We start from the raw sequence: 12,196 nt of genomic DNA, 5'->3' as shown, positions 1-12,196 counted from the left end.
CTCAAGGCTCGACGACAAGCGTGTCGATGAATTTCGAAAACAGCTCTCCCTGTGATCTTATGCGCAGTTTCGCATAGACGTTTCGCCGGTGGATGCGCACTGTCCCCGGCGAGATTTCCAGCAAGCGCCCAACCGCATCCGCAGAATGTCCTTTGAGAGTGAATTCCACCACCTGGCGCTCCCTCGGGGTAAGGATACCTTCGCCAAGGTTCTGAAAGGCCCGTTCCACACTTTGGTCCAACCGCGTCCCTTCTGACGTTTGCCCACCTTCGCCAAACCGCGCTGACAACCCTTGCCAATGACGCCAGCAGGCCGACTGCACGATGGGCCAGATCATGCGAAGCTGACGCATTTCCTTGGCAGAAAATGCTTTCTCTTCGCGCATAAGGGAGACGACGACAATGGCATTATCGGGCATCTCGATGAAAAATCCGATTTCTTCGGCCAACCCGGTGCGGACATAGTAGCTGCGAAAATACTCGCCCTGGAAAAACCTGTCTGGCGCCAGGTCGCGGATGCGATACAGCCCCGATGCCACCTCGTTTTCGCAGGCGAGGTAAAACGGGTCGAGCAGATACGGCCCCTCCTGATAATCCTCGACAAAGATCTTGCGTTTCTGTTTCGGGAAATCGTCAAACAGGTCCATTGGCCGGGCCGCGCCGTGATAGCCAAAGATGACGGTGTAATCATAGGGCGCGATTTCCTTGAGCAGATGAGACAGGCATTCGGGAAATCGGTCGGTGCCGATGGTTTCGATCACCGGGGCGGTCGCGTCGATCCAGTTTTCCATCTTGTCCGGCCCCAGTTACCCAATTTGATCTACTAAATTCGTGGTATATACAGCGAAAACGGATTTTCTTATAGTTTTTCCAAAACAGATAGTACTAACCCGATGGGAAAAAGATAACCATAAATGGATCAGACGGGATATGGCGGGGCGCTGTCCGAGGCAGTCCGGACGCCAGTTGCAGAATTCAGGGCCGTGTCGAAACGGTTTGGCGATGTGGTCGCGGCCAGTGACCTGAACCTTGCCATTGCCGAGGGGGAATTCCTGTCGTTCCTGGGGCCGTCGGGCTGCGGCAAGACCACCGCGCTGCGCATGCTGGCGGGGTTCGAGGCGCCGTCAAGCGGGCAGATTCTGCTGGACGGCGAGGTGGTCAACGACATCGAGGCGCATCAGCGCCCGGTCAACATGGTGTTCCAGCATTACGCGCTTTTCCCGCATATGACCGTGGCGCAGAATATCGGCTACGGGCTGCGTCAGCGCCGGCCCCGGCTGTCCAAGGCGGAGATCGCCCAGAAGGTCGGCAAGGCGCTGGACATCGTCCGGCTGGGCGGGTTTGCCGACCGCCGCATCTGGGAGATGTCGGGCGGGCAGCAGCAGCGCGTTGCCCTGGCCCGCGCGATCGTCAATGAGCCCAAGCTCTTGTTGCTGGACGAGCCGATGGCGGCGCTGGACCGCAAGCTGCGCAAGGAAATGCAGATCGAGTTGCAGAACCTTCAGCGGCAGCTGGGCATCACCTTTGTACTGGTGACCCACGATCAGGAAGAGGCCCTGTCGATGAGCGACCGCATCTGCATCATGCGCGATGGCCGGATCGTTCAGATCGGCAGCCCGCGCGAACTTTATGACCATCCGCAAAGCCGCTACGTGGCAGGCTTTGTCGGGTCGTCGAATTTCTTTGACGGCACGCTGGTGACGGCCAATGGCGTGTCGGCCTCGGTCCGGCTGGCGAATGGCGATGTGCTGGAGGGCAGCATGGCCACCGACCTGCCCGTGGGGCATGCGGTCTGCATCAGTGTGCGGCCGGAACAGGTGGCGCTGACCCGCGAGGGCGAGGGGTTGCCGGTGATCGTGCAGAACCGAATTTTTCTGGGCGAGCACACCGAATATCTGGTGAAACATCAGGAGCTTGGCGAGTTCCTGGCGCTATCCCCGCGACAAAGTGAATTAGCCGATGGCCCGTTTGAGACGGGCGACACCCTGCTGGCGTCCTGGGATGCCAGCGCCGCCCTTGTTCTTGAGCGGAATTGATAATGAAGGACCAAACCAACTGGGAGGAAAGTTATGACCAAGACACCTGACAACATCTCGAAAAAGAAATTCATGGAGGAATTCCGGCGCTACCACAAAGGCTCGGTCACGCGGCGGCATTTCCTGAATGTCACCGGTCTTGGCGCGGCCAGTGTCGTGTTGGCCGGCGCGGTGCCCGGGTTGCGCCCGCGCCCGGCCTTTGCGGCCGGCGATATTGGCGACCGGGTCATTCTGGCGACCTGGCCCAACTATCACGACCCGGATAATTTCGATGCCTTCACCGAGGCGACCGGCGCGCATGTGCAGGTCAATGTCTTTGGCTCGAACGAGGAGATGCTGGCCAAGTTGCAGGCCGGGGGCAGCGGCTGGGACGTCTATGTGCCCACCAACTACACCATCACCACCTATGTCAGCGAAGACCTGATCGAGCCGCTGGATACCGCGCGGCTGCCGAATTACGACCCGTCCGCCTTTGACCCGCGCTATGCCGAGGCGGGCAGTGTTGACGGCACGCTTTATGCGGTGCCCAAGAACTGGGGCACCACCGGTTACGCGGTCAATACCAGCCATACGGACGGCAAGGCGATGACCTCGTGGAAGGATTTCTTCGACACCACGATGGACAGTTTTTCGGGCCGAACCATGGTGCATGACTATCAGCTGACCACCATCGGCAATGCATTGAAATATTTCGGTTATTCATTCAATTCGGTGGCCGAGAATGAACTGGCTGATGCGGAAAAACTGCTGATCGACGCCAAGCCGCATCTCTTTGCCATCTCGTCGGATTACCAGCCGTCGATGCGCAATGGTGATGCCTGGATGACGATGTGCTGGACCGGGGATGGCAAGCAGCTGAATACCGACATACCCGAGATCGCCTATGTGCTGGGGGTCGAGGGCGGCGAGCTTTGGTCGGACTATTACGCCATTCCCAAGGGGGCACCACATATGGATGCCGCCTATGCGCTGATCAACTTCCTGCTGGACCCAGAGGTGAATGCCAAGGAGGTGCTGGCGCATGGCTATCCGTCGGCGGATGCGCATACCAACAAGCTGCTGCCCGAGACGTTGCTGAACGATCCAATCCTCTATCCGGCGGCGGATCTGCTGAACGCACTGGAATTCGGTGCTGCCGTGACCTTGACCGACCCAAACCGTGCCGAGCTGATGGCGCGTTTCAAGTCGGCCTGATCGTTTGGCGAGAACACCGTGACGCGACGCACCCGCACCTGGCTTTTGCTGATGCCCGCCGGAACCTGGTTTCTGGTGATGCTGCTGTTGCCGCTGACAGTCGTTCTTGTCTTCAGCTTTGGAGAGCGGGCGCCCGCCGGGGGTGTGGTGCCCGCTTTCACCTTTGAACAATATGCCAATCTGCCGGCGCGCTGGACGGCGTTCAAAAACACGTTGACGCTGGCCCCGGTGGGCACGCTGGCAGCGCTGCTGATCGCCTATCCGCTGGCCTATTTCCTGGCGGTGAAGGTCGACCCGAAATGGAAGACAATCCTGTTGGTGCTGGTGATCGTGCCGTTCTGGACCTCGATCCTGATCCGCAGCTATGCGTGGATCTTCCTGCTGGGCGGGCGCGGATTGCCCGCGCTGTTGGATTGGATCGGGATCGAGGGCGTGCGCCTGATCAACACCCCCTTCGCGGTGCTGGTGGGCATCATATACGGCTACCTGCCGCTGATGGTGTTCCCGATCTTCGTCAGCCTTGACCGGCTGGACAAGCGCCTGCTGGAGGCCGCATCGGACCTCGGGGCGACCCGGTGGAACACCTTCCGGCAGATCACCCTGCCGCTGTCGATCCCGGGCATTGCGACCGGTTGCATGCTGGTCTTCATCCTGCTGATGGGCGAATTCCTGATCCCCGCATTGCTGGGGGGCGGCAAGGTGTTCTTTGTCGGCAACGCGCTGGTCGATCTTTTCCTGCAATCGCGCAACTGGGCCTATGGTTCGGCCGTGGCGGTGACGCTTGTGATCGTCATGCTGATCACCGTCACCATCTATATGCGCCTCATCAACCGTCTTGGCGCATCGCGCGAAGACGTGTCGATCATGTGAGGGCGCGCGATGCGGATCTATGCCACCTGCGTCTATCTCTTCCTCTACATCCCGATCGGGGTGATCGCACTCTTCAGTTTCAACGCCGGGCGTCACGCCAGCCAGCTCCAGGGGTTTTCGGCTAAGTGGTATGGCAAAGCGCTGGCCAACCCTTTCGTCATGGATGCGTTGCAGACCAGCCTGCTGGTCGCCTTTACCTCGGCCCTGCTGGCCAGTCTTTTCGGCACAATGGCAGCGCTGGCACTGCAGGACGTCAAGGGGCCGGTGCGCATGGCGTTCGACATGCTGATCTATGTGGCGGTGATGATCCCCGGTATCGTCATCGGTATCGCCACGCTCATCGGGCTGGTCACGCTTTTTGATCAGCTTAACCCGATGCTGGCCGCGCTCTGGCCCGAGGGTGCGCGGCCACCAAAGCTGAGCATGGGGCTGGGGTCGCTGATCGCGGCGCATACGATGTTCCTGATGGCGCTGGTGATCATCATCGTGCGCGCCCGGCTGGCGGGGATGGATCGGGCGCTGACCGAGGCGTCCTCGGACCTATACGCCACGCCCTTCGGTACGTTCCGGCAGGTCACGCTGCCGATGATTTTTCCCGCCGTGCTGGCGGGGTTCCTGCTGAGTTTCACCTTCAGCTTTGACGACTTCATCATCGCCTTCTTTGTCGCCGGGTCTGAAACCACGCTGCCGATCTATGTATTCTCGTCGATCCGCCGCGGGGTCACGCCCGAGATCAACGCCATTGGCACCATGGTTCTGGCTATCTCGCTGATTCTGCTGATCGCAGCACAGGTATTGCTGCGTCGCGGGGAAAGGAAGGGGACATGAGCCCTGACACTGTGGCACCCTCAGCGCTACTCGCGGGCAAGGTAGCGCTGGTCACCGGCGCGGGGTCAGGTATTGGCCGCGCCGGGGCCGAGGCGATGGCCCGGCAGGGCGCGCATGTCATTGTTACCGATCTGGTTGCCGACAAGGCCATTGAGGTGGCAGACGCATTGACCACCAGCGGCGCAGAGGCCACCGCCCTGCCGCTGGATGTGTTGGACGACGGCGCGTTGACAGCCGCAATTTCCGATACGGCCGCCACCTTCGGGCGGCTGGATATTCTGCACTCGCACGCTGGGTATCAGGCTGAAGGCGATCTGGAACAGGTTGACGTTGACGACATGGATCTGTCGTGGCGGTTGAATGTGCGGTCGCATTTTATTGCCGCGCGCGCCGCCGTTGGCCCGATGAGGGCCCAAGGTGGGGGCAGTATCATCATCACCTCTTCAAATTCAGGTGTACAGTTCGATCGCGGGATGATCGCCTATGCAACGACGAAACACGCGATCGTCGCCATGACCCGGCAGATGGCTGCAGATTATGCAGGGCACAACATACGCTTCAACGCGCTCTGCCCCGGGTTTATCGACACGCCTTTTAACGCAGGATTCGAGGCGCAGATGGGCGGCCGGGCAGCGTTGGAAACCTATATCGATCAGTCCATCCCGATGGGCCGCTGGGGCACCACCGATGAAATTGCCGAAGCCATCCTCTTTCTGGCCTCTGACATGTCTACTTTCATGACCGGCCACGCGCTGGTGATTGATGGTGGCGAATCTATCTGACACGCCACCGGGTGCATCCTCTGCCAGTTCAACCGATGGCGGCTGCTTTCACATCTTCGTCGATGTAAGGCAAATACTGCTCGAAATTATCCGCGAACATCTGCACCAGTTTCGCGGCCTGACGGTCATAGCTGTCGGTCTTGTCCCAGGTACGACGCGGGTTCAGCAGGACCGTGGGCACGCCGGGTGCGTCCACGGGTACTTCAAAGCCGAAGTTTTCGTCCTTGCGGAACTCGACCTTGCTGAGCGATCCGTTCAGCGCGGCGGTCAGCAGCGCCCGGGTGGCCTTGATTGGCATGCGCGAGCCGGTGCCATAAGCGCCACCGGTCCAGCCGGTATTGACCAGCCAGCAGGTGGCGCCATGCTTGGCGATCTTTTCGCGCAGAAGGTTGCCGTAGACCTCGGGGCGGCGCGGCATGAAGGGAGCCCCGAAACAGGTCGAGAAGGTGGGTTCCGGCTCTGTCACGCCACGCTCGGTCCCGGCTACTTTCGACGTGAAGCCCGAGAGGAAGTGATACATCGCCTGCGCCGGGGTCAGCCGTGAAATGGGCGGCAGGACACCAAAGGCATCACAGGTCAGCATGATGATGTTCTTCGGATGGCCCCCGATGGCCGATTGCGAGGCGTTCGAGATGTAGTGCAGCGGATACGCGCAGCGCATGTTCGCGGTGAGTGAATCGTCCTCGAAATCCAGCTCCAGCGTTTCCTCATCATAGACCATGTTCTCGATCACAGTACCGAACTTGGTCGTGGTGGCGTAGATCTCGGGCTCGGCCTCGGGGTTGAGGTTGATGGTCTTGGCATAGCACCCCCCCTCGAAGTTGAAGGTGCCACGATCGGACCAGCCGTGTTCGTCGTCGCCGATAAGCGTGCGCGCCGGATCGGCGCTGAGCGTCGTCTTCCCGGTGCCAGAAAGGCCAAAGAAAATGGCCGTGTCGACCGCATTGCCATTGGCGTGGTTGGCCGAGCAATGCATCGGCATGATGCCTTTGTCCGGCAGCAAGTAGTTCAGCAGAGTAAAGACCGATTTCTTGTTCTCACCCGCGTACTCCGTTCCACCGATCAGGATCAGCTTGCGGTCGAAATTCATCGCGATCACGGTTTCCGAACGGCAATCGTGCTTCTTGGGGCTCGCCTGGAAGCTGGGGCAGTTGATGACGGTGAAATCGGCGGTGAAATCATCCAGATCCTCGCGATCCGGACGGCGCAACATAGTGCGGATGAAAAGCCCATGCCATGCCAGTTCAGTTACCATACGCACATTGATCGAATGGGCCGGGTCCGCCCCGCCGACCAAATCCTGCACATGAAAGTCGCGACCCTTCATATGGGCGAGCATATCGTCATAGAGCGCATCGAAACCCTTTGCTGACATCGCAGCGTTGTTGTCCCACCAGATCGTGTCGGCAACGCTGTCGGTCTTTACGACATGTTTGTCCTTCGGAGAACGCCCGGTAAATTTTCCGGTGGTCACTAGGAACGAGCCACCGATACCCAGTTTCCCTTCGCCGTTCTTCAGCGCAATCTCGATCAGCGCCGGTTCGATCAGGTTATACGTGACATTACCCAAACCATCGATCCCCTGATCTTCAAGCCGGAATTGCGGGTTTACCCGTCCGAATGTCATATGGTGTTGCTCCTGTATCGTGCCCGCCCAAACCGCGGGATCGCAAGGTTGTAGGTGCCGAAAATGGCGCTGGTGTGGCGATGCGTACCGCCATTTGCGGGCCTATTAACATGACGGTTTCGGTATTGAACAGGACGGTTTGGCAAAGTTAGCGCAATCAAACGAAAGTTAGCGCAACCAGAGCTGCGGCATCGTAAACGAAAGTGAGCCAATTTAGTCATTCCTAAAACATTTGTGTCCCAATTGAGACAGTGAAACAGGGCGATTCGCACTTTGGGATTGATTGCAAAGTGTAAAAAAGCGCATAATGCCGAAAAAAATAAGCAGGTAACAAAAGCAGTAAAAGGAAAGCTCCCATGTCGAAAATCGCCCTTGTGGACGATGACAGGAATATTCTGACATCGGTTTCGATGACCCTAGAGGCCGAAGGTTTCGAGGTGGAAACCTATAATGACGGCCAGCAGGCGTTTGATGCATTCAGCAAGAAACTGCCCGATATGGCGGTGCTTGATATAAAGATGCCCCGGATGGACGGAATGGATCTGTTGCAGCGGCTGCGGCAGAAATCCTCGATGCCGGTCATTTTCTTGACCTCGAAGGATGACGAGATTGACGAGGTCCTTGGCCTGCGCATGGGCGCAGATGATTACGTCAAGAAACCCTTCTCGCAACGGCTGCTGGTGGAACGTATTCGCGCATTGTTGCGCCGCCAGGATGCGGTGGCAGGAGATGTCGTCGGTGACACTGAAGAAACCAAGGTGATCGAACGCGGTGATCTGCGGATGGATCCATTGCGGCACGCGGTCGCCTGGAAAGGTCAGGATGTCTCGCTGACGGTTACGGAATTCCTGCTGCTGCAGGCACTGGCACAGCGTCCCGGCTTTGTGAAGTCCCGCGATCAGCTAATGGACGTCGCTTATGACGATCAGGTCTATGTCGACGACCGCACGATTGACAGTCATATCAAGCGGCTGCGCAAGAAACTGCGGATGGTCGATGACGAATTTTCGGCGATCGAAACGCTCTATGGTATCGGGTACCGGTATAACGAAGAGTAGGTGTGACCCTGACCGAGAGGACGAACGTGCGCGATCTGACCCCCCATCGGGACGGTGATGTTGTTCTGGGCGACGATTTCGTGGCCCCCAAGAATGTCGAGGACGAACTGCGCTACCGCCGCGAGCGCCGGCGCAAGTTTTCACTCAGGGAATCGTCACTGACGCGCAAGATCGTCACCTTCAACCTTATCGCCCTCAATGTCCTGGTCGCGGGCATTCTCTATCTGAATTCGTCTCGTGACAGCCTCGCACTGCAACGCGCCAACAGCCTTGTGGGTGAGGTGGAACTGATCGCCGATGTATTCGAGGCCCAGTTGCCAGCGGATGCACCCGTCAATTTGGGCACCGGCGACGGCGTGGATGTTGGTGAGACACTGCAGGGGCTTGATATCCGGTCGGGCGTCGAAGTGTATGTATTTGACCCCGGAGGCCGCGTTTCCGGCCACATCGTCGGTCAGTCGCAACGCAGCGACGAACCCGAAGAGCGGCCCACCGTCATCACCGACGCGTTGTCACAGCTCTGGGGTATGGTGTCGGCACCCTTCTCATCTTTCTCCAGAAACCAGACACCGCCCTCGATCGAAGAGCAAGCGCGCGCCTTGGTCGAAAAAACGTTGTCCGAGGGCACGCAGGTCTCCTCAGGCGATATTCTTCTGGGCACGGTGTTTTCCGTTTCCACCCCGGTAATGCAAGGGGATAAGCCGGTGGCCGTGGTGGCGCTGGTCAGTGCATCGGGTGAGATCGATAACCTCGTATCGTCGGAGCGTGAACGCGTGTTACAGATGTTCGTGATCGCCACGCTTGTCAGTGTCGGGCTTAGCCTGATCCTGGCCTCGACCATTGCCAACCCGCTGGCTGATCTGGCCTCTGCGGCGGAAATCGGTGGCGACCGCAAGCATTCCAACGGCAATGCCGGGCGTATCCGCATACCTGATCTGACCGCCAGGCCCGACGAAATCGGACGTCTGAGCGGGGCGTTACGCGGCATGGTTTCGGCACTGTACCACCGAATTGACAGCAACGAACAGTTCGCCGCTGACGTGGCCCATGAAATCAAAAACCCACTGGCCAGCCTACGCAGTGCGGTGGGCACTATGCGGGTGGCCAAACGCGATGATCAGCGAGAAAAATTGCTGGAAGTGATCGAGCACGACGTGCGGCGACTGGATCGTCTGGTCAGCGACATCTCGAACGCCTCGCGACTGGACAGCGAACTGGTCAAGGAAGAGCAGGAAGCCTTTGATCTTATCGGCATGCTGAGCAATCTGGGACATTACCTGGGTGAAGAAGCCAGTAAGAAGGGCATCGATTTCATCACCGACTTTCCCGATCAGCCGATCGTGATCACCGGGCTGGAAGGACGGCTGGCGCAGGTTTTCGTCAACCTGATCACCAATGCGATCAGTTTCTGCGAAGATGGAGATGCAATCCGCCTCTGGGCCCGCAAACGCGAAAACCGCGTGCTGGTCGTGGTTGAAGATACCGGACCCGGCATTCCGGATCAGGCCCTCACAAAGGTGTTCCAGCGTTTTTATTCGGAGCGACTCGAAGGCGATTTCGGCAACAACTCCGGGCTGGGCCTGGCGATTTCGAAGCAGATTGTCGAGGCGCATGACGGCGTGATCTGGGCGGAAAACATCCGCCCGACCGATGCTGACATCACCTCGGACCCTCTGGGCGCGCGTTTTGTCGTGGGCCTGCCGGTCTGAGCCCGTGATCGCCACGGCACCTGATCCCCATACCCCACGCACACTCTCGCCGCTGCATGCCACCACTATTGCCTATCGCTCGCGCGCGGCGCTGATCCGCGGCGCATCGGGCAGTGGCAAATCCACCCTGGCACTGCAACTGATTGCTCTGGGGGCGCAACTGGTGGCGGATGACCGCACGACGATCAGGCGCACGGGCGACATACTCATCGCCGACGTTCCCCAAAGCATTCGCGGCAAGATCGAGGCGCGGGGCGTAGGCATTCTCGCCGCGGCCCCGGCGGGGCCGACTCCCCTAGCTCTGATCATCGACATGGACACCGAGGAGACCGAGCGCTTACCCCCCCAGCGGGAAGAAGCACTATTGGGGGTCACGCTTCCGCTGCTAAGAAAAGTCGCCATGCCCCATTTCCCTGCGGCCATCCTGTCATATCTTGAACATGGACGCATCTCCTGAAGGACACCCGCCATGACGCAGGCACACGCCGCAAACCGCCTCGTTCTTGTGACCGGTCCTTCCGGGGCCGGACGCAGTTCGGCCATTCGGGCGCTTGAGGATATGGGTTATGAGGCAATCGACAACCTGCCCCTGTCGCTGCTGCCCCGCTTGCTGGACGGGCCGGTGCCGGACAAACCTATGGCGCTTGGCGTCGACACCCGAAACAGGGATTTTTCGACCAATGCACTGATCGAAGTGATCGACAGCATGGGCGGGCTGAGCCCGGTGCCGATGCAGGTGCTCTACCTGGATTGCAGCGCCGATGTGCTGCTCAGACGGTTTTCCGAGACACGGCGCCGTCACCCGCTGGCTCCGGCGGAAACGCCCGATATCGGGATTGCACGAGAATTTGACTTGTTGGTGCCGATCCGAGCGCGCGCCGACCATCTGATCGACACATCCGAGATGTCACCACACGACCTGCGAACCGAGTTGGAATTGTGGTTCAGCGCCAGAAAAGGCAGCGATCTGTCAGTTTCAGTGCAGTCGTTTTCCTACAAGCGCGGTCTGCCCCGGGGGTTGGACATGGTGCTGGACTGCCGGTTTCTGCGCAATCCCTATTGGGAGGAAAGTCTACGCAGCCTTGATGGCCGGGTGGACGCGGTTGCCTCGTATATTCGGGAGGATGAACGGTTCGAGCCATTTCGTGCCAAGGTGCTGGATCTGGCGGGATTGCTGCTGCCCGCCTACAAGGCAGAAGGCAAGGCTTACCTCTCGATCGGATTTGGCTGCACCGGCGGGCAGCATCGCAGCGTCGCAATGGCAGAAACATTGGCCAAAGCCCTTGCAGAGAGCGGCTGGCAGGTGTCAATTAGGCATCGCGAACTGGAGCGGCGGGCAACGGAACCCGCCAGGCAGGTCGCGGGCGGTGACGCCCTGGGGGACGACCAAGGAGTGATTAAGCGGTGATCGGTATTGTGATCGTGGCACATGGCGGGCTCGCGCCGGAGTATCTGCGGGCCATCGAACATGTAGTTGGTGCCCAACAGGGCGTACGGGCAATTATCATAGAGGGTGAGCATGATCGCGCGGCAAAAGAGGCCGAGATCTGCATCGCGGCGAATGAGGTGGATACCGGTGAGGGGGTCGTGATCGTGGTTGATCTGTTTGGCGGCTCGCCATCTAACCTGTCACTTCGGGCCTGCGCGCCGGAAAACCGCCGTATTCTCTATGGCGCCAATCTGCCGATGTTGATCAAGTTGGCCAAGAGCCGCCACCTGACGGTCCCCGAGGCCGTGCGTGCCGCATTGGATGCGGGGCGCAAATATATAGACAGCCATAATGTAACGGCGGAATAACGATCCATGTCAGAAATGATTACACGGCAGCTGAAAATCGTGAATGAAAAGGGGCTGCATGCCCGCGCCGCCGCCAAGCTGGTGGAAGTGGCGGAAGGGTTTGACGCTACGGCGGAAGTGTCACAGAATGGCTTGTCCACCGGTGCCGATAGTATCATGGGGCTTTTGATGTTGGCAGCATCGAAAGGAACCACTATTGACGTGCAAATCTCCGGGCCCGATGCAGAGGCGATGGCCAATGCCGTCGAAGCCCTTATCGCCGACCGGTTTGGCGAAGACATGTAACGGCGCGCCTG

General features: G+C 59.2%; 13 protein-coding genes. 11 read left to right on the top strand and 2 right to left on the bottom strand.

Going from position 1 to position 12,196, the window contains the following annotated elements:
* Position 1: 1 nt before the first annotated feature.
* The gene (locus LC334_RS11440; RefSeq protein ID WP_085800678.1) at positions 2-790 is read right to left on the bottom strand and encodes a helix-turn-helix transcriptional regulator; all 789 of its coding nucleotides are present in this window, start codon (positions 788-790) and stop codon (positions 2-4) included.
* Between the two features lie 123 nt (positions 791-913).
* Between LC334_RS11440 and LC334_RS11435 the strand changes: the two genes are divergently transcribed.
* From LC334_RS11435 to LC334_RS11415, 5 genes are read left to right on the top strand one after another with little or no spacing between them, the layout of a single operon-like run.
* Positions 914-2,035 carry an ABC transporter ATP-binding protein gene (locus LC334_RS11435; protein ID WP_085800677.1) on the top strand — a complete coding sequence of 374 codons (1,122 nt, stop codon included), beginning with the start codon at positions 914-916 and terminating at the stop codon, positions 2,033-2,035.
* Between the two features lie 33 nt (positions 2,036-2,068).
* Positions 2,069-3,229, top strand: coding sequence for an ABC transporter substrate-binding protein (locus tag LC334_RS11430; RefSeq protein WP_085800676.1), 1,161 nt, complete (start codon positions 2,069-2,071; stop codon positions 3,227-3,229).
* A 51-nt stretch (positions 3,230-3,280) separates the two neighbouring features.
* Positions 3,281-4,099: an ABC transporter permease gene (locus LC334_RS11425; protein WP_085800774.1), complete on the top strand. Its 819-nt coding sequence runs from the start codon at positions 3,281-3,283 to the stop codon at positions 4,097-4,099.
* 9 nt (positions 4,100-4,108) lie between these two features.
* The gene (locus LC334_RS11420) at positions 4,109-4,927 is read left to right on the top strand and encodes an ABC transporter permease (protein ID WP_085800675.1); all 819 of its coding nucleotides are present in this window, start codon (positions 4,109-4,111) and stop codon (positions 4,925-4,927) included.
* Entirely contained in the window at positions 4,924-5,709 is a 786-nt protein-coding gene (locus LC334_RS11415; protein ID WP_085800674.1) for an SDR family NAD(P)-dependent oxidoreductase, read from the top strand. The genes LC334_RS11420 and LC334_RS11415 overlap by 4 nt, the downstream gene beginning before the upstream one ends.
* A 28-nt stretch (positions 5,710-5,737) precedes the next feature.
* Here the strand turns inward: LC334_RS11415 and LC334_RS11410 are convergent, their stop codons facing one another.
* Positions 5,738-7,336 carry a phosphoenolpyruvate carboxykinase gene (locus LC334_RS11410; RefSeq protein ID WP_085800673.1) on the bottom strand — a complete coding sequence of 533 codons (1,599 nt, stop codon included), beginning with the start codon at positions 7,334-7,336 and terminating at the stop codon, positions 5,738-5,740.
* A gap of 356 nt (positions 7,337-7,692) precedes the next feature.
* Between LC334_RS11410 and LC334_RS11405 the strand changes: the two genes are divergently transcribed.
* From LC334_RS11405 to LC334_RS11380, 6 genes are read left to right on the top strand one after another with little or no spacing between them, the layout of a single operon-like run.
* Positions 7,693-8,394 (top strand): response regulator transcription factor, encoded by a 702-nt coding sequence (locus LC334_RS11405; protein ID WP_085800672.1) that lies wholly within the window; start codon positions 7,693-7,695, stop codon positions 8,392-8,394.
* Between the two features lie 2 nt (positions 8,395-8,396).
* Positions 8,397-10,103: a sensor histidine kinase gene (locus LC334_RS11400; protein WP_085800671.1), complete on the top strand. Its 1,707-nt coding sequence runs from the start codon at positions 8,397-8,399 to the stop codon at positions 10,101-10,103.
* Positions 10,045-10,560 carry an HPr kinase/phosphorylase gene (locus LC334_RS11395; RefSeq protein WP_085800670.1) on the top strand — a complete coding sequence of 172 codons (516 nt, stop codon included), beginning with the start codon at positions 10,045-10,047 and terminating at the stop codon, positions 10,558-10,560. The genes LC334_RS11400 and LC334_RS11395 overlap by 59 nt, the downstream gene beginning before the upstream one ends.
* A 12-nt stretch (positions 10,561-10,572) precedes the next feature.
* Positions 10,573-11,511: an RNase adapter RapZ gene (gene rapZ / locus LC334_RS11390; protein ID WP_085800669.1), complete on the top strand. Its 939-nt coding sequence runs from the start codon at positions 10,573-10,575 to the stop codon at positions 11,509-11,511.
* Positions 11,508-11,900, top strand: a complete 393-nt coding sequence (locus LC334_RS11385) for a PTS sugar transporter subunit IIA (RefSeq protein ID WP_085800668.1) — start codon at positions 11,508-11,510, stop codon at positions 11,898-11,900. The genes rapZ and LC334_RS11385 overlap by 4 nt, the downstream gene beginning before the upstream one ends.
* Before the next feature lie 15 nt (positions 11,901-11,915).
* Positions 11,916-12,185, top strand: a complete 270-nt coding sequence (locus LC334_RS11380; protein ID WP_085800773.1) for an HPr family phosphocarrier protein — start codon at positions 11,916-11,918, stop codon at positions 12,183-12,185.
* Positions 12,186-12,196 lie beyond the last annotated feature (11 nt).

This window comes from Roseovarius aestuarii (assembly GCF_019966515.1).
GTDB lineage: Bacteria > Pseudomonadota > Alphaproteobacteria > Rhodobacterales > Rhodobacteraceae > Roseovarius > Roseovarius aestuarii.
Note: the sequence above shows the minus strand (reverse complement) of the source record. Positions and strands in the feature narration are given on the sequence as shown.